Source organism: Marinobacterium marinum (assembly GCF_013868415.1).
In the GTDB taxonomy this organism is placed as follows: Bacteria; Pseudomonadota; Gammaproteobacteria; order Pseudomonadales; family Balneatricaceae; genus Marinobacterium; species Marinobacterium marinum.
The window spans coordinates 82,540-106,460 of record NZ_JACEMT010000043.1; the positions used below are offsets into that span (position 1 = coordinate 82,540).

Annotated in this window: 20 protein-coding genes; 10 read left to right on the forward strand and 10 right to left on the reverse strand. The window is 54.6% G+C overall.

Annotated elements, in window-relative coordinates:
- Positions 1-228: 228 nt before the first annotated feature.
- The 4 genes from H1S06_RS07505 to H1S06_RS07520 all read left to right on the forward strand — a co-directional run bounded on the left by H1S06_RS07505 (position 229) and on the right by H1S06_RS07520 (position 5,831).
- A complete protein-coding gene (locus tag H1S06_RS07505; RefSeq protein ID WP_181738966.1) occupies positions 229-1,284 on the forward strand; it encodes an AraC family transcriptional regulator in 1,056 nt (351 codons plus the stop codon).
- 168 nt (positions 1,285-1,452) lie between these two features.
- Complete coding sequence (locus H1S06_RS07510; RefSeq protein ID WP_181738804.1) at positions 1,453-2,541, forward strand: WD40/YVTN/BNR-like repeat-containing protein; 1,089 nt, start codon at positions 1,453-1,455, stop codon at positions 2,539-2,541.
- A complete protein-coding gene (locus H1S06_RS07515; RefSeq protein WP_181738806.1) occupies positions 2,538-4,907 on the forward strand; it encodes an efflux RND transporter permease subunit in 2,370 nt (789 codons plus the stop codon). Before H1S06_RS07510 ends, H1S06_RS07515 begins: the two co-directional genes overlap by 4 nt.
- 273 nt (positions 4,908-5,180) lie before the next feature.
- Positions 5,181-5,831 carry a peroxiredoxin gene (locus H1S06_RS07520; protein ID WP_181738808.1) on the forward strand — a complete coding sequence of 217 codons (651 nt, stop codon included), beginning with the start codon at positions 5,181-5,183 and terminating at the stop codon, positions 5,829-5,831.
- A 216-nt stretch (positions 5,832-6,047) separates the two neighbouring features.
- On the opposite strand, the gene H1S06_RS07525 is transcribed toward H1S06_RS07520, so the two are convergent.
- Entirely contained in the window at positions 6,048-8,177 is a 2,130-nt protein-coding gene (locus H1S06_RS07525) for a BCCT family transporter (protein ID WP_181738810.1), read from the reverse strand.
- A 300-nt stretch (positions 8,178-8,477) separates the two neighbouring features.
- On the reverse strand, positions 8,478-9,422 hold the full coding sequence (locus H1S06_RS07530; protein ID WP_181738813.1) for a LysR family transcriptional regulator: 945 nt from the start codon (positions 9,420-9,422) through the stop codon (positions 8,478-8,480).
- A gap of 113 nt (positions 9,423-9,535) precedes the next feature.
- On the opposite strand from H1S06_RS07530, the gene H1S06_RS07535 reads away from it, so the two are divergent.
- Positions 9,536-10,306: a class II aldolase/adducin family protein gene (locus tag H1S06_RS07535; protein WP_181738815.1), complete on the forward strand. Its 771-nt coding sequence runs from the start codon at positions 9,536-9,538 to the stop codon at positions 10,304-10,306.
- Positions 10,307-10,319: 13 nt separating this feature from the next.
- Positions 10,320-11,342 (forward strand): TRAP transporter substrate-binding protein, encoded by a 1,023-nt coding sequence (locus H1S06_RS07540; RefSeq protein ID WP_181738817.1) that lies wholly within the window; start codon positions 10,320-10,322, stop codon positions 11,340-11,342.
- A gap of 56 nt (positions 11,343-11,398) precedes the next feature.
- On the opposite strand, the gene H1S06_RS07545 is transcribed toward H1S06_RS07540, so the two are convergent.
- Positions 11,399-13,645, reverse strand: coding sequence for a TonB-dependent receptor (locus H1S06_RS07545; RefSeq protein ID WP_181738819.1), 2,247 nt, complete (start codon positions 13,643-13,645; stop codon positions 11,399-11,401).
- A 243-nt stretch (positions 13,646-13,888) separates the two neighbouring features.
- Positions 13,889-14,509, reverse strand: coding sequence for a LysE family translocator (locus H1S06_RS07550; RefSeq protein ID WP_181738821.1), 621 nt, complete (start codon positions 14,507-14,509; stop codon positions 13,889-13,891).
- Positions 14,510-14,679: 170 nt separating this feature from the next.
- Here H1S06_RS07550 and H1S06_RS07555 point away from each other — a divergent pair, with 170 nt between their 5' ends.
- On the forward strand, positions 14,680-15,411 hold the full coding sequence (locus H1S06_RS07555) for a DUF3465 domain-containing protein (RefSeq protein ID WP_181738823.1): 732 nt from the start codon (positions 14,680-14,682) through the stop codon (positions 15,409-15,411).
- A gap of 8 nt (positions 15,412-15,419) precedes the next feature.
- On the opposite strand, the gene H1S06_RS07560 is transcribed toward H1S06_RS07555, so the two are convergent.
- Positions 15,420-16,343, reverse strand: a complete 924-nt coding sequence (locus H1S06_RS07560; protein WP_181738825.1) for a TerB family tellurite resistance protein — start codon at positions 16,341-16,343, stop codon at positions 15,420-15,422.
- A gap of 278 nt (positions 16,344-16,621) precedes the next feature.
- Between H1S06_RS07560 and H1S06_RS07565 the strand changes: the two genes are divergently transcribed.
- From H1S06_RS07565 to H1S06_RS07575, 3 genes are all read left to right on the forward strand, one after another.
- Positions 16,622-17,596 (forward strand): ABC transporter substrate-binding protein, encoded by a 975-nt coding sequence (locus H1S06_RS07565; protein WP_255482938.1) that lies wholly within the window; start codon positions 16,622-16,624, stop codon positions 17,594-17,596.
- A gap of 65 nt (positions 17,597-17,661) precedes the next feature.
- Positions 17,662-18,567 carry an ABC transporter permease gene (locus H1S06_RS07570; RefSeq protein WP_181738827.1) on the forward strand — a complete coding sequence of 302 codons (906 nt, stop codon included), beginning with the start codon at positions 17,662-17,664 and terminating at the stop codon, positions 18,565-18,567.
- Complete coding sequence (locus tag H1S06_RS07575) at positions 18,564-19,367, forward strand: ABC transporter ATP-binding protein (RefSeq protein WP_181738829.1); 804 nt, start codon at positions 18,564-18,566, stop codon at positions 19,365-19,367. The genes H1S06_RS07570 and H1S06_RS07575 overlap by 4 nt, the downstream gene beginning before the upstream one ends.
- Positions 19,368-19,423: 56 nt before the next feature.
- Here the strand turns inward: H1S06_RS07575 and H1S06_RS07580 are convergent, their stop codons facing one another.
- From H1S06_RS07580 to H1S06_RS07600, 5 genes are all read right to left on the reverse strand, one after another.
- Positions 19,424-19,741, reverse strand: coding sequence for a hypothetical protein (locus H1S06_RS07580; protein WP_181738831.1), 318 nt, complete (start codon positions 19,739-19,741; stop codon positions 19,424-19,426).
- A gap of 154 nt (positions 19,742-19,895) precedes the next feature.
- Entirely contained in the window at positions 19,896-21,203 is a 1,308-nt protein-coding gene (locus H1S06_RS07585; protein ID WP_181738833.1) for a TRAP transporter large permease, read from the reverse strand.
- Positions 21,200-21,772 (reverse strand): TRAP transporter small permease, encoded by a 573-nt coding sequence (locus H1S06_RS07590; protein ID WP_181738835.1) that lies wholly within the window; start codon positions 21,770-21,772, stop codon positions 21,200-21,202. The genes H1S06_RS07585 and H1S06_RS07590 overlap by 4 nt, the downstream gene beginning before the upstream one ends.
- A 64-nt stretch (positions 21,773-21,836) precedes the next feature.
- On the reverse strand, positions 21,837-22,856 hold the full coding sequence (gene dctP, locus H1S06_RS07595; protein WP_181738837.1) for a TRAP transporter substrate-binding protein DctP: 1,020 nt from the start codon (positions 22,854-22,856) through the stop codon (positions 21,837-21,839).
- A 133-nt stretch (positions 22,857-22,989) separates the two neighbouring features.
- A complete protein-coding gene (locus tag H1S06_RS07600) occupies positions 22,990-23,919 on the reverse strand; it encodes a LysR family transcriptional regulator (protein ID WP_181738839.1) in 930 nt (309 codons plus the stop codon).
- Positions 23,920-23,921: the final 2 nt, after the last annotated feature.

Below are 23,921 nucleotides of genomic sequence, written 5' to 3' on the forward strand. Positions count from 1 at the left end.
TGGAAGCATGCCGGGGTAATGCGCTGAAAACTTGATGTTTTTTTACAGCCTGCCCCGTTTGCCCCAGGTTGATCCCTGATATGCATATTCTCTGGCTGGAAGGGTCTTCTCAATGACAATGCGGTGCAGATTGACTGACAAAAGTGGTCCGAATGGAGTAGATTCAAGGCAGGTTTGACGTACACAACAAGAACAAAACAGGTGACTAGAGTGATACAGCGCACAGTGATGGTGCCATCAGGCTACGTTGTGAATTTACTTCAGCAGGCGCAGGCTCAGGGGTTTGATACAGATGAGTTGTTGCAGGCCGTGGGGATCGATGCGAGTGAAATCGAGACATGTGCGGAAATCAGCGCCGAACGTTTCGGGGCTTTGTATCAACGCTTGATGTACATCGCTCAGGATGAATATTTCGGCATGATCAGCGGAGGCAAGGTGCCGAACGGGACCTTCCGTATGATGTGCCATGCGATCATCCATTGCACAACCCTGGAAAAGGCGGTGTACCGGGCCAGCGCATTTCATGAAATCTGCCGGGGCGCTCAGGTGAAACCGGTACTGGTGCGCAAGGGGCGATACGCCAAGATTTCGTTTGCGCCGACCGACCATTCAGGGCTGACACTGGAAACCCTGTTGGAGCATGAAGCCCCCGAACGGATCAGGACCTCCTTGTCCATGTGGCATCACTTCATCAGTTGGTTGCTGGGGGCTCAGGTGGAGTTGAAGGCGGCCTATTTCAGTTTCCCTGAGCCGGGTGATGTGGAGATTTATCACAAGTTGTTCCGCTCGGAAGTACGTTTTGATCAGCATGATAACGCGATGGTGTTTGCCGCACGGTATCTGGATCAGCCCTTGGTACAGACTGAACAAACCCTGCGCAGTTTTCTGAAAACGGCACCCTATCAGCTGATCGCCATGGTGAATGACGATGCCTCGTTGACGTCTCAGGTGGAAGCCCTGATCGGCAAGGATTTCAGTCGTCCGTTGCCCAGTGCGGAAGAGATCGCCTCAGCACTCAACCTGTCGGTCTCGACGTTGAGGCGCCGCCTGCTGGAAGAGGATGTATCCTTTCAGACGATCAAGGATGAATGCCGCAAGCGGGCCGCGTTGCACTACATGGGATCGCCGCAGCTGGCGATTAATGATGTGGCCGAATTGATGGGGTTTGATGATCCTTCGGCCTTCTTTCGTTCTTTCAAACGTTGGACCGGAATGACGCCGGGCGAATATCGCCGCAGTGACGCTTACCGGCAGTTGTTGGAGCCCAAGGAAAGGATACCATAGCGCTCAAGCACCTGTTTTGCGGCACGATTGACGTGGAATGTCAGCGATTCAGGCGTGTTTTGCCATTGCAGCAAATGCTCCCGGGAGAGACGCTTTGATCTACCCGGTACCGACCGGTCTCTTCTGCCCGGTCGGCCTCCCGATAATGACAACAAGAACGGGGGCTTCATGCACAAGATTCTGTTATTCCTCCTGTGTCTGGCACTGTCTCTGTCGCCTTGGCGGCCAGGGTGGGCCACGGCGACTTTTGACCGTGTCGAGCAGACCTCGCACCATTCCCTGGTTGCCGAGCAGGGGCTATTGCTGGACCTGGTTGCCGTACCTCAACGACCGCGTGTTCTGGCGGTGGGTGAGCATGGCAGTATTCTGTATTCCGATGACCAAGGGAAAAGTTGGATGCAGGCTCAGGTGCCGGTGTCGGTCTTGCTTACGGCGATTCAAATGATATCGCCGACACGTGGCTGGGCCGTGGGGCATGATGGTGTCATCCTGCGCACGGATGATGGTGGTGAGCATTGGCGCCAGCAGGCTGCGGGGCCGGATCTGCTGCAATGGCAGAAGGCTGAACTGGAGCAGGTTCTGGCGACAGGGACATACGATGATCCTGAGCGCCGGGAAAACCTGCAGTGGCAGCTGGATGACGTGTTGGCTGCGCTGGACGAAGGCGGTATGCCTACGTTGCTGGATCTGCATTTTCTCGATGGACAGCGAGGCTTTGTCATCGGAGCCTATGGCAGTCTGTTTCGTACTCTGGACGGCGGCAACAGCTGGCAGAGTCTTGGACACCGTCTGACCAATCCAGATCGTTTACACCTGAATGCGCTCTTGCAAAGCCGTAACGGTCGGTTGTTGTTGGCCGGGGAGGCGGGGCTGCTGATGTACAGCGATGATCTGGGTTCGAACTGGCAAGTACTGGAGTCGCCCTATGATGGCTCATTCTTCGGGTTGGCGGAAAGTGACCGGCTTTATCTGCTGGGGCTGCGTGGGCACCTGTTTAGCTCCACCAATGGTCTGACCTGGCAGTCGGAGCCGGTACCGACCACGGCATCTCTCAATGCTGCCGTGGTACGCCGGGAGCAGGTGTACCTGCTTGGGCTGGGCGGTACTGTCCTGCGGCGAGAAGCATCAGGCTTTACGCCGGTGCAGTCCAATTCTCGAGATGGTTTTACAGCCGGCCTGCTGCTGGATAAGTACTTGTTGCTGACCGGTGAGGGTGGTGTTCATCGTATTGCCTTGAAACAGGGAGATGTGCAATGAGCCGTATTGACCAGTGGCTGCTGGCACCGATCAGGTCCGGTGAGCGCCTGATTGAGCATATGCTGTTTGATTATCGCCGGCTGATGGCGCTGGTGTTTGCCTGCCTGACTCTGGCATTGGGGTGGCAGGCGGTGCAGATCCGCCCCGACGCCAGTTTTGTCAAAATGATTCCGTCTTCTCACCCGTATGTTGCCAACTATCTGGAGCACCGTGATGATCTTGCCGGGCTGGGTAACAGTATTCGCGTGGTTGTTGCAGCGAAAGAGGGCGATATTTTACAGGCATCGTTCCAGCAACAGCTGCAGGCGATTACGGATGAACTGTTCTTTTTGCCCGGTGTTGACCGTTCGGCCCTGAAGTCGATCTGGACGCCGAACGTGCGCTGGACTGAAGTTACGGAAGAGGGATTCGCCGGTGGTCCGGTTATCCCCGAAGATTACGACGGCTCTCCTGCCGCGCTGGAACAGTTGCGTATCAATATCTTGCGTTCGGGCCAATTGGGACGTCTGGTCGCCAATGACTTTCGGTCTGCCTTGATTGAGGTGCCTCTGTTCGAGCGTATTCCTGAAACGGGTGAAAAGTTGAACTACCAGCAGCTGTCTGCGCAGCTGGAAACTCTGGTGCGTGAGCGGTACCAGTCGGACCAAATCGCCATTCATGTCACCGGTTTTGCCAAGATTGTTGGCGACCTGATTGAAGGAGCGGGGTATGTGGCGATATTTTTCGGTATTGCCTTTCTGGTTACGCTGGTACTGCTGTACCTGTATTCGCACAGTCTGGCGGGTACGTTGATTCCGCTGCTGTGCTCGTTAACGGCCGTGATTTGGCAGCTGGGGCTGTTACGCTGGCTGGGGTATGGCCTGGACCCCTATTCAATGTTGGTTCCGTTTCTGGTATTTGCCATTGGTGTCAGCCACGGGGTTCAGATCGTCAATAATGTGCGTATTGAAGCGGCTGCCGGGGCCGATAAAATGACGGCAGCTCGCAAGGCGTTCCGAACGATTTTCATTGCCGGGTTTACGGCCTTGCTGTCTGACGGGCTGGGGTTTGTGACCCTGATGGTGATCGATATTCAGGTGATTCAGGATTTGGCGGTGGCGGCGGCACTGGGTGTCCTGGTGATTGTGGCGACTAACCTGCTGCTGCTGCCTCTGCTGATTTCATGGGCTGGCATTGGCCAGAAGGCCATCCACAAGGAGCGTCATGGCCGCGAGAGCAGCGCTGTCGTCTGGCGGGCTTTGGTACGTTTTTCACGTCCACGTGGTGCCCTGATCGCCATCGGGATCGCCGTGATGTTGGCCTGGTATGGCTGGACTGTTAGTCGAGATCTGCAAATCGGCGACTTGAGCGCCGGGGCGCCCGAGCTGCGGGCTGATTCTCGTTACAACCGCGATAATGCGTTTGTTACATCACATTACAGCAATTCAAGCGATGTGTTTGTGGTGATGGTCAAGACTCCGGAAGAGTCCTGCAGTCGTTTTGACAGTCTGCAACTGGTGGATCGTTTCCAGTACTTCATGAATGACGTTGCCGGCGTGCAGAGCAGTCTGTCGCTAGTCGATGTGGCTGAGCGTGTCACGGCCGGGTTGAATGAGGGCAATTTGAAGTGGCGCAGCGTCAGTCGCAACCAGTATGTAATCAACTCCTCGCTGCGGTATGCGCCTTCGGGACTGATGAATGCCAGTTGTTCACTGTTGCCGGTTATCCTGTTTCTTGAGGATCACAAGGCCGTTACATTGCAGCGAGTTGCGCAGGCAGTTGATCACTTTGCGGAGCGTCATAACCGGGATGACATTCGGTTTCTGATGGGGGCCGGGAATGCGGGCTTTGAAGCGGCCACCAACGAAGTGATCGCGGATGCGCAGTACGAGATGCTGTTGTGGGTGTACGGTGTTGTCAGCCTGCTGTGCCTGTTGACGTTCAGGTCGGTGCGGACGGTGGCCTGTATTATCCTGCCGCTGGCGCTGACTTCTCTACTATGCCAGGCGCTGATGGCGCGGCTCGGAATAGGGGTCAAAGTGGCAACCCTGCCGGTTATTGCACTGGGTGTGGGCATTGGCGTCGACTATGGCATTTATATTCAGTCGCGCTTGAATACCTATCTGCAGCAGGGCATGGCCTTGCCTGAAGCCTACTGGGAAACTTTGCGTACTACCGGCAAGTCGGTTGCGTTTACGGGGCTTACACTGGCCATCGGGGTTGTGCTTTGGGTGTTTTCGCCCATCCGCTTTCAGGCTGACATGGGTATTCTGCTGACCTTCATGTTCCTGTTGAACATGTTGGGTGCACTGATTCTGCTGCCGGCGTTGTCCTGTGTACTCAATTATCGTCGTCAACCCAGAGAAGTGGCGCAGACCGTGCTTTGATTAGGTGTTGGCCGGTGCGGACTACGCATTGGCCATGCTGTTTGTACCGCTAACAGGCGGGCGAAAGCAGGGGTGTGACATTCCGTCTGGCACAGGCTGTCGTGATTGACGTAGGATAGTGGTTGCCTTGTAATGAGGTTTGGCTATCGGCTTGATTGGGAAAATGAATTTCCAAAAGTTATAAGCTTAGTCGATTATGTTCTCAGTGGAGGCGCAAATACGGAGCAAATGGCTCCGATGCGCATAGATGGACGACAACTGGAGAAACCAAAGATGGCGCTTCGTATCAATGACATCGTACCCAACCTTGATCTGAAAACCGATCTGGGCGAGTTCAAGCTGCATGACTTTATTGGTGACAACTGGACGATCCTTTTCAGTCACCCGAAGGATTTTACACCTGTCTGCACCACCGAGTTCGGTGCTGTGGCCCAGCTTTCGGCCGAGTGGGAAAAGCGCGGTACCAAGGTGATCGGCCTGTCGGTTGACGGCGTTGATGAGCATGTTGAATGGAAAGCGGATATTGAGAAATTCTCTGGCGCAACGGCCGGCTTCCCGATCATTGCGGATGATGATCTGGCCGTATCCAAGGCACTGGACATGCTGCCTGCCGATGCCTATTTGCCGGATGGTCGTACAGCTGCGGATTCTGCCAGTGTGCGTGTGGTCTTTATCTTCAGCCCGGATAAAAAGCTGCAGCTGTCCATGACCTATCCGATGTCGGTCGGCCGTAACTTTGCTGAAGTTCTGCGGGCACTGGATGCATTGCAGGCGACTTATCAGACGCCGATTGCTACACCTGCCAACTGGGTCGCAGGTCAGGATGTTATCGTGGCACTTTCGTTGAATGATGAGGAAGCAAAAGCCAAATTCGGCGATATTGATGTCAAACTGCCGTACCTGCGGACAACTCGTCAGCCGTAACCATGACGTGATCAGCGGTTAATGAGAACGCCCTGCCTTTGGCAGGGCGTTTTTTTTGCGCCGCTGTTGCAGTGTGGACTCATGACAATGACTCGATAAGTTGATCAAAACGAAAATCATTATCACTGACCGGCGGTCGGTCGGATAATACAATCTCGGTCATTCATTTATCCAGTATCTTGCCCTCCCATGGTAATGCCATGGGAGGGCAGAAGGTCAGGCTTTTTCTGTAGCCTCTCTGGATGTGTCGGCCGGCGTGTCCGGTCCGGCGTCCATATCGGCATCGTTTGAAGGATCGGGTTCTTCCGGCTTGATCAGGTCATCATCATGCTCTTCCATTTGCCAGGGCAGGATACCGGGCGAGGTGTGCAGGAAGTGCAGATATTTTTCGAACTGGTCGAGAATATCGCTGATAATGTCTTGTTGATCATAGCCGTAGACATCATATGCCTGACCGCCACGGCGCAGGAACACTTCCGCGCGGTAGTAATGCTCGTCGTCGTCGGGATCACGGTCCATTTCCGGGTAGGCGAAGGCGGGCATGGCATAGCCGCGCAGCCGAATTTCATAGATAAACTCCAACTCCCCCGGCTTGATGACATCAATATGGGCTCGCCAGTTGTGTTCATCGAATGTAACTTCGGCTGGCCATCCTTTTTCTTCCAGCTCCTGTTTGACACGTTCCATACTGGTATAGGCGCGGGTATGGATGAAGGCTTCCACATCGGACTTGCTGGGAAAATCGACCAGTGAAGCCAGTCGTTTTTTCCAGAAACCGGGGCCCTGCTTGCCGTTGCCACTTTGACGGTGGGACTGCATATGACTCTGCAAGCTGGCTTCATGATGCTGTTCGATCACCAGCGCTCGCCACATGCCGACCATGGCGATCAGCATGATCACGGCGAAGGGCAGTGCACTGACAATCGATGCGGTTTGCAGTGCTCCCAAGCCACCGGCCAACAGCAGCGCAGCCGCGACTACGCCTTCGGTCGTTGCCCAGAATACACGCTGCCAGACCGGTGTATCCAGAGCGCCGCCCGATGCCAGCGAATCAATGACCAGAGAACCGGAGTCTGATGATGTCACGAAGAAGGTGATGATCAGTATGACGGTAACAAAGGATATAAATGAGGTCAGCGGCAGGCGTTCAAACAGTTTAAACAACGCGATGGCATGGTCGTCCTGTACCTCCTGAATCAGCTGGGTATAGCCTTCCACCATGATCATGTGGAGTGCTGTATCACCGAACACCGAGAACCAGAGAAAGGTGAAAATGGTGGGTACCAGCATGACGCCAACAACGAACTGGCGGATGGTTCGCCCGCGGCTGATCTTGGCAATGAACAGGCCGACAAAGGGGGCCCAGGCGATGGTCCAGCCGAAGATGAACAGTGTCCAGTTACCGATCCAGTCACTGGATGTATATGCCTGCAGGCTGAACGTACGCTCGACGATATTGCTCAGGTAGCTGCCGGTGTTCTCGACAAAGGTCTCCAGAATGAAGATGGTCGGGCCCACCAGGAACACGAACACCATCAAGGCAATGGCCAATCCGATATTGATCATGGACAGGCGTTTCACGCCCTTGTCCATCCCGGCAGCAACCGAGAAAATGGCCAGTCCCGTGATGATGGCGATGGCAATGACCTGAAAGGTTATGCTGACTGGAATGGACGGGAACAGGTAGTGTACCCCGGCATTGATTTGTGCAACCGACAGGCCCAGTGTTGTAGCGATGCCGAACAGGGTACCGAGGATGGCAAAGGTATCGACGGTATGGCCCATCCAGCCATGGATATGGTCACCGATCAATGGGTACAGCGTCGAGCGCATGGCCAGAGGGAGCCCGTGGCGGAACGCAAAGTAGGCCAGAGACAGGCCGACAAGGCCGTAAATGGCCCAAATATGAAATCCCCAATGGAAATAGGCGATTTGCATGGCCTGTTTGGCAGCATTGATGGTTTCGGGGGCGCCTGCCGGTGGTGAAGCGTAGTGCAGAACGGGTTCGGCAACACCGAAGAACAGCAAGGCAATACCGTATCCGGCCGAAAAGAGCATGGCAAACCATGATTTGAAATCGTATTCGGGCTCGGCATGATCGGGGCCCAGTTTGGTGTTACCCCAACTGCTGAATGCGACACTGACGATGAAAATCAAAAAGATCGCGACAGCGAGCATATAGAACCAGCCGAAGCTGGTGGTGACATAGTTCAGAGTATCGGCGAACACTTCACCGGCGAGTTTGGGATTGCTGATGGTGCCGATAACCATCAGGGCGATGACGAGAACGGCCGGTAAGAAAACCGGCACCAGAATGGTCGAGCTCCATTTCTGTTGTTGTTGCATGTTATATCCTTGTTACATTGCGAGTAATCGGGTGGGCGTAGGTCCTATATCAATATCCTGCAGTTGAACGATGGCGCGGCATGCTATGTGATGCCCTGGAACGTGAAACGCCGGGAAATATGTGTGCCACTGCCTGATGTGTCACAGAGGCAACTTCGGCGATCACAGGGCCCGATGATAAAGGGATTTTGGGCCGGCTTCCAATGCCGGGCAGGTATTCCCCGCTTATGCGGGTGGCTGGCACGCGCGGGAATGGATGTTGTCCAGGAGGGATGTACGCCGGTTTTTCCGGTCGGGAAACTACACCAGACAGCCGCGCCAGTGTCCCTTATCGTTTTCCTGGCGAGTAATGGTGCGGATGTGTGTCATGATGACGGCCATTGCATTGGTGAGTGGTTTGTCGATTGAAGAGACCAGAAAAACATCCCGGTAGAGAGCCGGTTGGATAATGTCCAGAGCGTTAACCTCACCGTTTTTTTCCAGGTGGAAAAAGGACGAAGAGGGTGTGATCAGCATGCCGTGCCCTTCTGTGACATACCTGAGAGTGGTCATCAGCTGGCCATAGGGACGGCGTTTGTGCAGAAAACAACCGGTTTCCTTTTCATATTGTTCGATCATGTAGCCCAGCGAATCCGTCCGCTCGGTCACCATGACCTCGTACTGCTTAAGCTCAGAAAACCGAATGTTTCCTTGCCGGATGTGTGTTTCATCAAAAGGGAAAAAGCGTCGATTACCCATCAGCAGATAAATATTTTCCCTGAAAAATTTTTCATATCGAATATTCTTGCTGTCACTTTCATCATATGACGACACGGCCAGATCAATATCACCGGATTTCATCATCTTGATCAGATCAGAGGAATACCCGGTATAAATGCTGAGTTCGATATCGGGATACTGCCGTTCGATCAGGGTGACCAGCGGAACCGCAAGAATATTGCAGATCGGTTGAGTAAAACCAAGAGTCACCTTGCCGGATGGTGCGGCGGTGGATTGGTGCAGCTCGCTTTGCGCCTGATCCAGTTGGCGCAGAATGGAGCGGGCATGAGCCAGAAAGCGCTCCCCATTTTCGGTCAGGCATACCCCTCGCACATCGCGATTAAAAAGGGTTGTTTTCAGTTCATGCTCCAGCACGGAGATCTGCTGACTTATACTGGGTTGGGATATGTCCAGCTCCCTGGCAGCCGCAGCGATACTGCCCAGTTCGGCGGATTTTACAAAATAGGTGAGCTGTTTCGTGTTCATGAATCGGGGTGCCTATAGGCATTGCCTATAGTGGCTATGCCTGATTCTTTGTTTTCTCTGCTGTGCCCTTTTCCTATGCTGGTGGCGGCATAAAAATAACGGGAAAAGACCTCATGAAAAAACAGGATTATTATTTTGATCGCCCTCTGAAATACAGTGCGGAAGAATGGAAGGCGAGACAGGATTTGGCCTGTATGTACCGCATTTTCGATCATCTCAACTGGGATGAATCTATCTATAATCATATATCATTGCGTGTTCCTGGAGAACCCGATCACTTTCTGATCAACCCGTTTGGTCTGCATTACAGTGAGGTGCGGGCCTCCAATCTGGTCAAGATCGATATAGACGGCAATATCGTGGGTGATTCTGACTGGCCGATTAATCCGGCTGGATTTACGTTTCACAGCGCTATTCATCAGCATGTGCCGGATGGCCATTGTATTATGCACGTGCATACAACGCCGACATTGGCTGTTTGCTGTTTGGAAGAAGGGCTTTCATTCACGAATTTCTATTCGGCGCAGTTGTATAACCAGATTGCCTATCATGACTTTGAAGGCATCACGGTACGCATGGATGAGGGTGACCGCATTGTGGCGAGTAGCGAGGGCAAGAAGGTCCTGTTGTTGAAAAACCATGGTCCGGTTATTATCGGGGCCGATTTGCCACAGGCATTTTCTTTGATGTGGTTGTTGAACCGTGCCTGTGAAGTGCAATTGGCGTCCATGTCGATGGGGAAAACGCTTGCCATCCCTGAGTCGGTATTGGAACGTTGTGCACGTGACACACCCTTGTTTAACCCGAAATACGGTTCAGGTCGTGATGCGGTCGCAGCGCTTGAACGTTTGATTGAAAAGAAAGACCCGTCCTATAAATATTAAAAAGGTTCTTACAATGAATATAATAAAAACGATAGCCTGTTTCTGTGCGTTGTTAATCCCGACACTGGCATACTCTCAAACCACATTGCGGGTGGCGACATGGCTGCCGCCCACGAGTGGGCAGAATGATGTGGTCTGGCCGACCTGGGCCAAGTGGGTTGAAGACGCCACTGAAGGTCGTGTCAAAATTGAGCTTGAGTATGGCTCTGGTCATCCCAAGTCCATGTTCGGCATGGTGGAAGATGGCGTGGCTGATGTGAGCTTTGGTGTCAACGGATATCTGCCGGGGCGCTTCAAGCTGCCTGCAGTGGTTGAGATCCCGGCTGAAACATCTGATCCGGAAGCGCTTTCGGTTGCCTTGTGGCGGGTGTATCTGCAGCATTTCGAGAGTGCCGGAGAGTTTGATGGCTTGAAAGTACTGGGCATGTTCGTGCACGGTCCGGGCCAGCTGTTCACAACATTTGAAGTCAATGACCTGGCCGATATCCAGAACAAGAAAATCCGTACCGGTGGTGGTGTTGTCAACGATCTGGCGACGCGGTTGGGTGTGGTCCCTGTTTTTGCGCCGGTGACCAAGGTATATGAAATGATGCAGCAGGGCGTCATTGATGGGGTATTCCTGCCGACTCAGGAGTTGAAATATTCACGTTTGAATGAAGTCGTGACGGATGTGACGCTGTTTCCGTCCGGCATGTATACCACTGCCTTCACCATTTTCATGAACCCGGACGTGTTTGACGATCTGTCAGTGGCGGATCAGCAGGCCATTATGTCGGTTTCAGGAGAGAAACTGTCGGCACTGGCCGGACGCAGCTGGGGAGCATCTGATGCGCAGGGCCTGGATGCAGCCAAGGAACTTGGGGTTCGAATCAAAACCCTGTCTGTGGATGATCCGATCACGATTGCCTTTGGCGAGAAGGTGAAGGGAATGCATGCGGACTGGATTGCCAGTGTGGCTGATCGCCCCATTGATGCACAGGCCGCTCTTGATGACCTGATGCGGATTGCGCGGGAGTATGCCGCCGCGCAGGATTGATTTCGATGCATTTAAAGGCCCTTGCCTGGCAAGGGCCTTGTTGCATTGAGGGTCGATCAGAATTTCATATTAATGCCGACGTAGGCGGAGCGCCCCATGCCGGGTACGGCAATGCCCCAGGGAATGCCATTCATGGACATTGTACGTCCCTGACCAGTGTAGACACCGCCGGTTGGCAGATCATAATTGCGGTCAAACAGGTTTTCGATACCGAAGTCCAGCCGAGTCTGTTTCCAGCTGTGGCTGGCACGCAGATTGATAAGACTGTATCCGGCGGTTTTCAATTCATTGCGGATGTCCGATGTATCGTCCTTGTCATCGACGACGATCCATTCCAGCCCATTCTCCCAGCCACCCGTCTGATGGGTCAGGGTGAAACGGCCGTTCAGCGGCATGATGTTGTACAAGTCACTTCCTGTCGTGCGATTTTTGCCATCCGTGTAGTTGATCACGCCTTCCAGTCCCCAGACTCCCCATGGGCTTTGGCCCAGTGGCATGTGCATGGCCAGATCAATACCGTACAGGCGTGCATTCTGGTTAGTGTATTGCAGGACGTTGAATTGATCGCTGCCCCAGCTTGTCGTCTTCACGGCGTCGATGTAATCGTTGACTCGAGTGTAGAAAGGTGTTGCCTTGAGAGTCCAGCTGCGGTCTGTTGCATGCCAGTCAAGGGTGGCCGACGCGGTGTAGGCAACTTCGGGGTCCAGGTTGATATCACCGACATAACCATTGCCATCGCCGACAAAGTTGTTCATGGTCGCGGCCATTGGCCAGCTTGACCAGGTATAACGCTCATACAGGTTGGGTGAGCGCACCTTGCGGGCCAGACCCAATTCGATATCCAGACTGTCGCTATGCCGATAGCGTGCAAGAGCGCTGATATCGATGTTGTGGTCGGTATGGGTACGGTCGCTGGCGTTGAAAGCGGCAGACTCGCTGCCCTGGTTGGCCATCAGGCTGTAGCCATGAACATCATCGGCATCCATAGAGACCTGTTCGTAACGGATACCGACCAGTGTCAGCCAGTGCTTATCCAACCGAGACTCCAGTTCGGAAAACAGGGCGATGCGGTCACGCTGGCCGTTGTTGATGTTCTGGAAGGTATCTGGCCCCATGCCGCCGCCCGAGGCCGTCCAGTAATCGTCCAGGCGGAAGTGTTGATATTCGGCGCCCGTGCGCATCAGGTGCTCGGTGCCGAAATTGATGTCCGCCTTAATGGTTAATCCCGTATTACGGCTTTCCGAGTACATCGGCATGCCGGCGGCGCAGGTGTTGGCACGGCCATCGACCATGAAACCGATGGGGCTGCAGGGGTTGCCAGGGCCCGAGAGCGCGCCGTACCAGTAGCGTTTGTCATCACCAAAGTCCATGAAATGGTCAACCTGCTCATGGTAGACGCGAGTTTCCAGCATCCCCCAGTCGAAACGCCGGGTCCAGGCCAGGTTAAGAGATTGTTGTTCGTTCTCCAGCAGATCCATGCGTTGGTTCGGGTACAGCTGCTCGGGCATGTTCTGATAACTGAGTTGGGCTTCCAGCAGATCGTCACCGGACTTGAATGCCAGGCCCAGCGTATGATTTTGGGTTTCATACGCGGTGGAACCGACTTCATCCAGTGGCAGGCTGTGTCCGGGGCGGCCTGTTTCCATGACCGTTTTGAAATTGCCGCCTGCCGTGTAGTTATCAGCGGAACTCCAAGCGCCGCTGTAGCGCAGGCTGAAATCCTCGGTGGCATGCGTAGCCGACAGGTTTCCGCCCATGGCCTTGTTGTTACTGCGGTAGAAAGCACCGATTTCACCTGTGGTCAGGTGGCCTTCGCCGGTACGCGCAAATTCAGGTTCAGGTCGGTCGGCAACAATGGTGCCGCCGATACTGTCGCCCCCTACGCTTACGGGGGTGATGCCGGCAAAGACCTTAAGCTGTCCGATATTGCTTGGCTCAATGTAGGACAGAGGCGGGTTCATGTGGTTTGGACAGGCGGCAATCAGGTCCATGCCATCCACCTTGATGCGCAGCCGATCGTCGGCCAAGCCATGGATTACCGGGAGGCTGGACACGCCACCTGCTCCATTCAGACTGACCCCAGGCACATTGCGCAATAGACTGGCGCTGTCATTGGTGGCGGTACGCAGCTGTTTCAATGCCGGAGGGGGAACCATGAGCGCATTGTCCGCCGGACCGCGTTCAAGAATACCTTCTACAATGAGTGAAGAGGTTTGTGCACTGACGGACTGTGTCAAAGTGATACAGGCCACGGCGGCTGAAAGCAGGCCCGGTCGGAAGGCGGGCAGCGTTATTGTATTCATCCAAGCTCCTGAATGTTCAGTAAAGTCCCTTTCGGCATATCGCTTTTCGGATGATCGTCTGGCGGCAGTGCCGGGCATCAATCGATATGCTGCAAGCGGGTTACAGGGGTGGCGGCATTGTATGCAAATACAAACGGGCAGGGATGAGGCATAGTGTCGCAGCGCTTTGCTGGAACAGGCCGTGGCGGGTGAAAAGGAAAGGAGGGGGGGCGCGCCGGGACACCTCCCGACGCTATCCCGGTTTTACTGGCGCAGAGCGAGGTAGGCACCGGCTCCGGCCATGATCGAACCGGCGCTGCGGTTCAATCGCTTCATGGCACGTTCGGAGCGAAACAGCCCCCTTGCCTTGGCGGCAAAGGCTGCGATTGACATGATGCCGATCATCAGTGCGACCAATGTCAGTACAGAGGCCAGTACGATGTCGCTGGCGGTCAGGATGCTCAGGTCCATGAACGTTGGCAAAAAGGCGATATAAAACAGGATAACCTTGGGATTCGAGGCGGAGATCAGGAACCCCTGCAGAAAGCTGGTGGCCATGCCGGAACGGCTGATTTTGCTGTCGCTCATGGCCTCTGCCGAAACCGGGGCTGTCCACATCTTGTAGCCCAGGTAAAAAAGGTAGGCGGCCCCGATAATGCGGATGGCGGTAAACAGCTCCGACCAGTGAGTGGCAATGGCTGCCAGTCCCAGACAGGCAGCTATCAGGTACAGAATGTCACTGAAAATCATGCCAAGAGCCAGCAACGTACAGCTGCCGGCACCATTAACCAGTGCGCGGGCCAGAATGGCAAAGACGCCGGGGCCAGGGGTAATACCGAAAACCAGTACGGCTAGAAAAAAAGAGAGTGCGCTTTCGACGGTCATTGGAATCCTTGGGGGCTGAGCAAAAGGACATTATGTGTCAACTGCCAGTATAAGGACAAACGGGCAAGTCGGCATTCCAAAATGTTGTGCAAGAGTATAACTTTTGCAAGGTTTGCTGACACAATTCATGCCGGAGCAGTCAGCCACGGCAAGTAACAAGGACGACATTCATGTTACCTCAGACGGGAACAATCAAGGCCTGGAAAGGGGATCGCGGGTTTGGTTTCATCAAGCCTGATACGGACGGGGCGGACCTGTTTGTACATATCAGGGATTTCGGCAGGCTTCCTGAGGCACCAAGAGTCGGGGACCGGGTGCGGTATCGGCCGACACAGGATGCACGGGGACGTTGGCGCGCGACCGATGTGAAAATGCAGAAGGTCCAGAGCCGAATAGGTCCGCCTGACAGGGGAAGACGCAACCCACTTGTATCCCGTTTGGCGGCGAAACGTCTACTGATTCCTTTGGCGTTGGTGTCGGTACTGACCGCACTGGTCGGCAAAACGATAGTCGAGCTTGAACCCGAACTCTCTGTCACTGCTGAACAGGCCGAACAGGCCCCGGCAACCCATGATCTGGAGCTGGCGCGGTTGTATGAAAACCGGCTCAGTGATGTCCAGGTACGAGGTGTGGGCGTGGTGGAACGAGTGTTGCCGGATGATCTGGAAGGCAGTCGACATCAGAAGTTCATTCTGAGATTGCAGAGCGGGCAGACGTTGCTGGTTGCGCATAATATCGACTTGGCCCCTCGTCTGACCGGGTTGGAAAAGGGTGATCAGGTGTCATTCAATGGCGAGTACGAGTGGACACGTCATGGCGGTGTCGTGCACTGGACGCATCATGACCCGGCTGGTCGTCATGAACATGGCTGGCTGAAGCACCGTGGGCGCACTTACCAGTAGGGTGTGCATTAGTCTTCTTCGGGTGTGTTTGTCTGCCGCTTTTGCCTGCGGATAGTGCCACGCAGGCGGGTGTACACGCCCTTGCCGCCGCGACCGATCATCACGAGGCTGCGCTGACTGCCGTTGCCGATGTTCCGGGCCAGGGTGTTGATTTTATCGCCCAGCTTGAGCGAGCCGGCTTCGTCAAAGATAGCCTTGACCTGATCGCGCGCGATGTTCTCCTGCTCACTCGGTAGACCGTCCACGGCAATGACCTGATCAATCAGGCGCAGGACTTCGGTGCTCATTGTCTTATAGTTGCAGTCCGGGTTGCGCTGTTTGTAGCCTGCCAGTGTTTGAGCGACCTCATGCAGGCTGCACTGGGCCAGCTCTGCATGGATAGCATCCAGTCCCGTGGTGACGAAAGTGGGGTCATAGCCCCATTCCCGGATAAAATATTGTTCGAGAAAGGCGCGTTCATCGGCGCTGGATGGCGTCTCGGTGGTGGCCACCTTGAGGCTGAGTGTCGCAATCAGGTCAAAGAGCCCTACAGCCAGTATGTCGAGCGGCGTATTGATGAATTCGGGAATGACTTTCACCCGGCTGGAATTGCCGCGGACGAAGGTTTTGCCAATGACGACGCTCAGCCCGGCTCCCAGCGCCCCGGCGGCAATGGCCCAACCCAATGGCGTTACGGCCGTGCCCAACCCCAACAGACCCAGGATGCCGCTGGGGGCAAAAAAGGTTCCGGCAACAAAGGACGACTTGGCGATGGCAGCGCCGGTGATGGCGCCATTACCGGCATCCAGTGCGTCCAGCAGGTAGCGCTTCAACTTGAGCGACGCAAAGGCGTCTTCACCAATATCCAGTTGAGCCTTGAAGCGGAGATCATTGGCAAGAACCTGTTCGATACCCTGTGCCCAGGACGGGCTGTTTTCCTGTGTCATGGTCATGGACCGCCTTCAACATGTTGCTGGTTGATGGATACTCGTGATTATACGTGGTATTAGAAGGGTTGCACTGAAATCAGCGCGTTACTGATCACAGACGCCTCTCTCTGGTAAACTGTGAAAAAAAGTATTAAATGTATTAAATAAACCTGGTCTGACCAGTTAAAAACAACAAAAAACAGAGCATGGCTGTCGCGGGGTACCCCTGAGAGCGGATCCATGTACCAGGGGCCTAAGGCATGTACATCCTGATAAAGAGATAACTGACAGGAGTGTTATCGATGAAACCTGTAATGACCTTGAAGAAGTTATTGGCAACAGCAGTGGCAGCCAGTGCCTTGGCGGCATCAACGTCCCAGGCTGAAGAGTCCGTGTATGTGGCGACGACGGCGATTGTTGAACATGCGGCACTGGACTCCGTGCGTGATGGCATCAAGCAGACGCTGAAAGAGCAGGGCTATACGGATGACAACCTGAAATTTACGTACGAAAGTGCCCAGGGCAATCCGGCCATCGCTGCACAAATCGCCCGCAAATTGGTGGGCGAAGCCCCTGATGTGGTGGTGGGTATTTCCACACCTTCCGCACAGAGTCTGGCGAGCGCAACCCGCGATATTCCGGTCGTGTTCTCAGCCGTGACCGACCCTTTGTCCGCCAAGCTGGTTTCCAGCCTGGAAGCGCCGGGTGGTAATGTCACCGGTCTGTCTGACAAGACCCCTGTTGCTCAGCATTTGGACCTGATTCGCGAGTTTGTACCCGACATGAAAAAGCTGGGTGTACCCTATAATCCGGGCGAACCCAACGCGGTGGCCATTGTTGCGATTTTGAAGGAAGAGGCCGCGAAACGGGGCATTGAAATCGTTGAAGCACCGGCACCCAAGTCGTCGGATGTGATGATGGCATCACAAAAGCTGATCGGTACAGCCGATGCGATTTACTGCCCGACCGACAATACCATCCTGACGGCGCTGGAGTCCGTGGTGAAAGTAGGTATTGACGGACGTCTGCCGGTGTTCTCCGGTGATACCGGTTCGGTCGAGCGTGGAGCCGTTGCCGCTCTGGGTTTCAATTACTTTGATATCGGTCGTCAGACTGGCGATGTGATCGTACGCATCCTCAATGGCGAAAAGGCCGGTGATATTCCCGTTCGCGTTGCGACCGGTTCCGACCTCTTCGTGAATGCCAAGATGGCACCGTTGATGGGTGTCGAAATCCCCCAGGCCGTACGTGAGCGTGCGACCAAAATCATCGAGTAATACCTGTACCGGCGTGCCTGTATCGATAGGGCACGCCGGGCTGTACACCTGACAAGGCAATTCATATGTCCCTCTTTTCCTTTATGGGCACGCTGGAGATCGGTTTTATTTTCGGTCTTGTGGCGGTCGGCGTTTACCTGACTTTCCGAGTGCTCGATTTTCCTGACCTGACGGTCGATGGCAGCTTTACCCTGGGTGCGGCCTTGGCTGCGGCCCTGATTATTTCTGGTGTTAACCCTTACATAGCGACGTTCTGTGCGCTGTTGGGCGGTGCCGTGGCGGGCATGGTAACGGCCTGGCTGAACCTGCGCTTCAATATTCTGCATCTATTGGCCAGTATCCTGACCATGACGGCGTTGTACACGATCAACCTGCGTGTGATGGGTAAACCGAACCTGGCTTTGATCACTGAGCCCACGGTGCTGTCACCCTTCATGTCGCTGGGCATCCCCAACATGTATTTGAAGGTGATATTTGTCGGTCTGGTTGTGGTTGCGGTCGGGCTGCTGGTTGCCTGGTTTCTCAATACACAATACGGCATGGCGATGCGGGCGACCGGCGCCAACCCGCGCATGGCCCAGGCCAATGGCATCGTGGTGAATCAGAAAATCTATGCTGGACTGGCCCTGTCCAACGGCCTGGTGGCGCTGGCGGGTGCCCTGTTTGCACAAACTAACGGCTTTGCCGATTCGACCATGGGTATCGGTACCATTGTGGTGGGGCTGGCGGCCGTGATCGTAGGCGAGAGCCTGTTCAACAGTCGCTCCATGCTGATCATAGTATTGGGCTGTATTGTCGGTTCCTTGCTGTATCGATTGGCGATAGCGGTCGCTCTGAATGCCGATTTCATCGGGTTCACGACCTCGGACCTAAACCTGATTACCGCTGTTTTGGTGGGATTGGCGTTGATTTTGCCGCAGTTGCGGCGTGAGTGGAAAGCACGCAAGGCTGCCAAAGGGGATACGGTATGATTCGTTGTAAACAGGTCAAAGTGACCTTCAACCCCGGACTGGCAACAGAAAAAAAGGCTTTGCAGGGGGTGGATTTAACGATCCCTCAGGGCGAGTTCGTGACCGTGATCGGTTCCAACGGGGCGGGCAAATCCACCCTGTTGAATACGATTGCCGGTGATATTCGCTGTTCATCGGGGCAGCTCTGCTTTGATGACCGAGATGTGACCGCGCTGTCAGCCGCGGCACGGACAGGTGATGTAGCCCGTGTTTTTCAGGACCCGTTGGCGGGCACCTGTGGTGAAATGACCATCGAAGAAAATATGGCGCTGGCTTACGGGCGCGGCAAGCGTCGGGGCCTGACGCTTGCGCTGAATGAACCTCTGCGTCAATTGTTTCGTGAGCAGTTGGCCCGCCTCAACCTGGGGCTGGAGAATCGCCTGAATACGCAAATGGGACTGTTGTCGGGTGGTCAGCGTCAGTCCGTCAGCCTGCTGATGTCGGCACTGCAACCCAGTAAAATTCTGTTGCTGGATGAGCATACCGCAGCCCTCGACCCCAAAACGGCTGCTTTGGTGATGGATATTACCGATCAAATTGTGGCTGAAAAGCAGTTGACCGTGTTGATGGTGACACACTCCATGCGTCAGGCGCTGGATTATGGTACCCGCACGATCATGATGCATGAAGGTCAGGTGGCATTTGACCTGTCGGGTGAAGAGCGCAGCCAGTATGGTGTCAAAGATCTGCTGAATCTGTTTGCCAAGATTCGCCCGGACGGTGATGAACTGGACGACGACAAACTGTTGCTCGGAGCCTGATCAGGCTTCAATCGGTGTCAGGCACCTGCGGGAGCGGGTGTCTGTTCATCGAATCCCTATCCAAGGGTGTTGCCGGCGAGCTGGCGTTCGATCTCTTCCTGAATTCGCTGTTCTATTCTGATGCGTTCTTCCACCGGCAGGTTACGCAAGGCTTCTTCGGTTAATCCCATCCCGTGTAACAGCTGATGACGTATACGTTCGGCGGGCGTCATCGACACAATGGACAAAAGCTCATCTCGTGTATTGGGCCGTTCGTCTTTTGACGTGCTCAGGTCGGCCAGTATCGCAGCAAAGCCTGCGCTCTCGTCACTGCTTGCCTGTGGATGTTGTGTGTTCTGCGGGTGTGGAGATGTGCAGGGGGCAATTTTCAGCATTGTATTCTTCTCGTTGTCAGCCGTTATGCGTACGATCATCTCCATGAACGCACAAAAATTCAAGCCTGGACCGACGGAGCACGAAATTGATTGGGCAGGGCAAGTATTTGGGTTTCCGGGGGCCGTTTGGTACGGCCTCCGGCCAGAATATACATTAGCCACCATAGCCCATGACGAGCTTGGGCAGCATCAGACTGAGCTGGGGCACGAAAGTCACCAGCAACACCATGGGCAGGTGCCCCAGAGTCAGAAATTTCAGTGTTGGCTTCAAGTATTGGTCAAGTGACAGCTGACTGACGCCCCCGGCCATGTACAACATGGGGGCACAGGGAGGTGAAATATTACCCAAGCCCAGATTAACGCCCACAACCGCTGCAAAATGGATCGGGTCGATACCCAACTGCTGTATCACCGGCAGGAAAATGACGGCGGCCAGAACGCTGCCGGAAATATCGTCAACAATCATGCCGATCAGCAGCAACAGGATGTTGATCAGGAACAGGATGACGTATTTGTTATCGGATATCTGCAGCAGGGCATCGGCCAGCTCCCTGGGAACCTGCTCCAGAATCATGGTGCGGCTCATGATAAACAGGAAAAACAGAACCGCCATGATTGACCCGGTCATGGTGACCGCCTTGATGGTGGCTTGACCAACTGTTTTCAGAGTCAGGCCCCGGTAAATGAACAGGCCAACGGGAATGGCGTAGAGTACCGCAATGGCAGCGGCCTCGGTTGGAGTTGCGATACCGCTGTAGATGGCGCCCAGAATCAGTAGAGGCATCAGCAGTGCAAAACCGGCGCTGCCAGCTGACTTCATGACGCCCTTGGCGGCTGCGGTCATGGGAAGCGGTGCGTCCACCTTGATCTGGTTGTTGTCCTTGAGGAACCAGAAGTTCAGGCCGCAATATACCAAAGCCAGCAGGATGCCGGGAATGATAGTGGACAGGAAGGCCGCGCCAACGGAAATACCTCCGGTAATGGAAAATACGATCATCGGAATACTGGGCGGGATCATCAACGCCAGTACCGATGAACAGGCGACCAGCGCCGTGGCATGGCCGGCCGGATAGCCTTCTCGCACCATGCGTGGGATCATCACTTGGCCGATTGCGGCAATGGCGGCTGTCGAACTACCGGAGATTGCCCCGAACAGGGCACAGGTGACCACGGTTACTGCGCCCAAGCCGCCTTTGATGCGTCCCACGATCGAGTTGACGAAGTTCAGCAACCGCTCTGAAATGCCGCCTTCGGCCATCAGAATACCGGCGTAGATGAACAGGGGCAGGGCAAGCAGGGCGAAACCGCTGGATGTTTTGAAGCCGTGTGGTATCAGGAAGGAAATGTTGTTGTCGGTCAAAAAGGCAAACAGCAGGGCGCCAATACCGAACGAGAAGGCCACCGGTACCTGTGCCAGCAGCAGGACCACAATGACCGTCATGGCGATCAGGAAAAGGGTCATTCCGTACCTCCTGTCGTCTTGTTACGGCTCAGTTGTTGCAGTTCGTTCCAGGCCTTTCCTGCCTGGACCAGGAAGCAGATACACATCATGCCGAAACCGGCAATCATACTGGCGCTCCACAAGCCTTTTGGCCACCGCAAATAGATGCTGCTGCGGCCCTTTTCAATGACGAAAATTGCGTATTTGCAGGCGAAATAACCAAATATAATGGCGGCCGTGAGGCTTATGAGTAGAGCCAGCAGCTCGATCAGCTTCAGTTTCCAGGGGTCCTGCACCAGCAGGGAAACAATGCCTCCCTGAATATGCTCTCGAGTCAGAGTGGCATAACCCATACCGAGGAAATAGACCCACACCCCCAACAGGATGGAAACTTCCTCTACCCCGGCGAAAGGCGAGTCAAAAAAGTAACGCAGGATGACTTGAGCAAACATCAGTGCGGCAAGTCCGAATCCGGCCAGGAACATCATGACCTTATAGGCGGTATGCAAAAATTCGGTGATGGATGCCAGGTTGATTCGTGCGACCTCTACCTTGTCGGAGGTCGCCAATACAGGCGAATAGTGTTGCATGGTGGTAGCCTCTAAAAAGCAGCGTGGCTGCCACGGAGTGTGGCAGCACAGTGGCATGGAGTGCTCAGTCGATAGCCGCGATTTTTCGCATCATCTGCATGATTTCAGAGCCTACAATTTCTTCCATGTAAGGCCATTCGTGAGTATAGAGGCTGTTTTTGGCCTGTTGCATCTGTTCGGGAGTCAGTTCAACAACATTAATGCCATGGTCGCGAACCTTATCCAGGTATTTCTCGTCGATGGATTGGGCGGTGTCCCAGACAGAACTCAGTGTGGCATTGGCTGCAGTCTGGATCTTGTCGCGTTCAGAGGCCGGCAATGAGATCCACCAGTCGCGATTAACCAGCCAGAAGGCGTGTTCGAAATAGTCACGGGTCAGAATATAGCTCTCCAGCACATCGCGCATTTGCCAGATTTCGACGGCGGCACCGAAAGCGCGTGCATCAACAGTGCCCAGTTGCAGGGAGGTATAGACCTCGGCAAGCGGCATGGGAACAGCGCTAAAGCCAAGGTTGTTAAAGCGCTCCACTGCCAAAGGTGTGGGAACGACGCGGATCTTGATGCCCTTGGCATCTTCGGGGAAATTGGTAGGCACCTTACCCGTGCCCTTGCGCATGGTTATAGAGCCAAAACCGGTGGGAATAACGCCGAGTGATACAAGGTCGTTGTCTTCCAGGATCCGGTTGTAGACATCAACCATAGGGCCGCCGGGGCCGTAAACCTCGCGGGCAGATGCCCAGCTGTCTACGACATACCCCAGCCAGGTCAAATCCAGACGCGGGTCAAATTCCGAGTGGCCATATGTGATGGTCATCGGAATGGCCCCCGCAACCGTTTGCTCAAAAAGTGATGTCCAGTCTCCCAGGTCTCCTCCCGGGTGGTAGGCAACGGCATAAGAGGAGTTTTGTGCTTTCAACTCGTCGATAAAACGTTCGGATGCGGCATGAAATATATGATCCGTGTTCATGGCTTGGGCGAGGATGAAGCTGTCGTCGGCCTGTGCGGCCGGAGCAAACGGCAGGCTCAGTGCCGCCGTCAGTGCGCAGGATGTGAGCAGAGCGGAAAGTTTGGGTTTAATAGTCATTGTGACCTCCGGTGTTGTTTTTATATGTGGTCATCACACCTTGGCAACCGTTGCGTTTGCCAAAGGTGTCAAGGCAGTCTGCGGCCCGTAAATTGTTAATTAAATCTATATTTGTTTAATTAAAGATAACTTTTTACTTACCTTTTTCGATATCTGTCTGAATCTGGCGCAGGGACTCCAGATAGGTATCCAGTACCAGGTTGGAACGGGCGCCCTTACGGGTGATTACGGCAAAGGGCGTGACGAAATGATGGGCCTTCGGTGCAATGGCCCGCATCCGTCCTTCGGCCACCCAGAGTGCGGCGAAATGTTCCGGTAGAAAACCGATGTAGGCACCGGTCAGAATCAGGAAGGCGACGCCTTCGCGGTCAGTGGCCGTGGCCACTCCGTGCAGGGGCTGATAATGGCGTTTGATGTCGGCGCTCTGGGCATAGGCGGGCACGACCGCATCCCAGTCTGCAAGCGAGGCAATATCGGTATCGGCCATGTCGAACAAGGGGTGATCGTTACTGCAGTACAGGCGGGACTCCTCGTCGTACAGGGGCAGGTAATCCAATCCGGCCAGTGCGCGATGGTGGGGGACCATGCCCACATGCAGGCGGCCATCCAGCACCGCCAGTTCTATTTCGTTGGGTGGACTCATGCGGATATTGATCTTGACCTCCGGCCCGACCTGTTTCAGGCGTGACAGGGCGTGGGTGATCTGCATTCGCGGCATGGTCACCAGGTTGTCGGTAATACCAATATTCAACTCGCCCTTGAGGTGGGCGTGCAGTGAATTGACACGGGTTTTGAACTCCTCCAGCGAAGACAGCAGTTGTAACGTGAATTCGTAAACCTGCTTCCCCTCGTCGGTTAACGAAAACCCGGAACGACCACGCTGGCACAGCCTGAACCCCAGCCGTACCTCCAGATCGGCCATGGCGATGCTGATAGCCGCACGACTGATATTCAGCTCAACTTCGGCCGCCGAAAAACCGCCGGACTCTACAACGGCGCGGAAAATACGCAGCATGCGCAGGTCCACATCGCTGAGTTGGCCCTTGAACTCTGACCCTTTCATAC

Coding starts and splice junctions, on each gene's coding strand:
- H1S06_RS07505 (WP_181738966.1), top strand. CDS start 229: ATGGTGCCATCAGGCTACGTTGTGAATTTACTTCAGCAGGCGCAGGCT.
- H1S06_RS07510 (WP_181738804.1), top strand. CDS start 1,453: ATGCACAAGATTCTGTTATTCCTCCTGTGTCTGGCACTGTCTCTGTCG.
- H1S06_RS07515 (WP_181738806.1), top strand. CDS start 2,538: ATGAGCCGTATTGACCAGTGGCTGCTGGCACCGATCAGGTCCGGTGAG.
- H1S06_RS07520 (WP_181738808.1), top strand. CDS start 5,181: ATGGCGCTTCGTATCAATGACATCGTACCCAACCTTGATCTGAAAACC.
- H1S06_RS07525 (WP_181738810.1), bottom strand. CDS start 8,177: ATGCAACAACAACAGAAATGGAGCTCGACCATTCTGGTGCCGGTTTTC.
- H1S06_RS07530 (WP_181738813.1), bottom strand. CDS start 9,422: ATGAACACGAAACAGCTCACCTATTTTGTAAAATCCGCCGAACTGGGC.
- H1S06_RS07535 (WP_181738815.1), top strand. CDS start 9,536: ATGAAAAAACAGGATTATTATTTTGATCGCCCTCTGAAATACAGTGCG.
- H1S06_RS07540 (WP_181738817.1), top strand. CDS start 10,320: ATGAATATAATAAAAACGATAGCCTGTTTCTGTGCGTTGTTAATCCCG.
- H1S06_RS07545 (WP_181738819.1), bottom strand. CDS start 13,645: ATGAATACAATAACGCTGCCCGCCTTCCGACCGGGCCTGCTTTCAGCC.
- H1S06_RS07550 (WP_181738821.1), bottom strand. CDS start 14,509: ATGACCGTCGAAAGCGCACTCTCTTTTTTTCTAGCCGTACTGGTTTTC.
- H1S06_RS07555 (WP_181738823.1), top strand. CDS start 14,680: ATGTTACCTCAGACGGGAACAATCAAGGCCTGGAAAGGGGATCGCGGG.
- H1S06_RS07560 (WP_181738825.1), bottom strand. CDS start 16,343: ATGACCATGACACAGGAAAACAGCCCGTCCTGGGCACAGGGTATCGAA.
- H1S06_RS07565 (WP_255482938.1), top strand. CDS start 16,622: ATGAAACCTGTAATGACCTTGAAGAAGTTATTGGCAACAGCAGTGGCA.
- H1S06_RS07570 (WP_181738827.1), top strand. CDS start 17,662: ATGTCCCTCTTTTCCTTTATGGGCACGCTGGAGATCGGTTTTATTTTC.
- H1S06_RS07575 (WP_181738829.1), top strand. CDS start 18,564: ATGATTCGTTGTAAACAGGTCAAAGTGACCTTCAACCCCGGACTGGCA.
- H1S06_RS07580 (WP_181738831.1), bottom strand. CDS start 19,741: ATGCTGAAAATTGCCCCCTGCACATCTCCACACCCGCAGAACACACAA.
- H1S06_RS07585 (WP_181738833.1), bottom strand. CDS start 21,203: ATGACCCTTTTCCTGATCGCCATGACGGTCATTGTGGTCCTGCTGCTG.
- H1S06_RS07590 (WP_181738835.1), bottom strand. CDS start 21,772: ATGCAACACTATTCGCCTGTATTGGCGACCTCCGACAAGGTAGAGGTC.
- dctP (WP_181738837.1), bottom strand. CDS start 22,856: ATGACTATTAAACCCAAACTTTCCGCTCTGCTCACATCCTGCGCACTG.
- H1S06_RS07600 (WP_181738839.1), bottom strand. CDS start 23,919: ATGAAAGGGTCAGAGTTCAAGGGCCAACTCAGCGATGTGGACCTGCGC.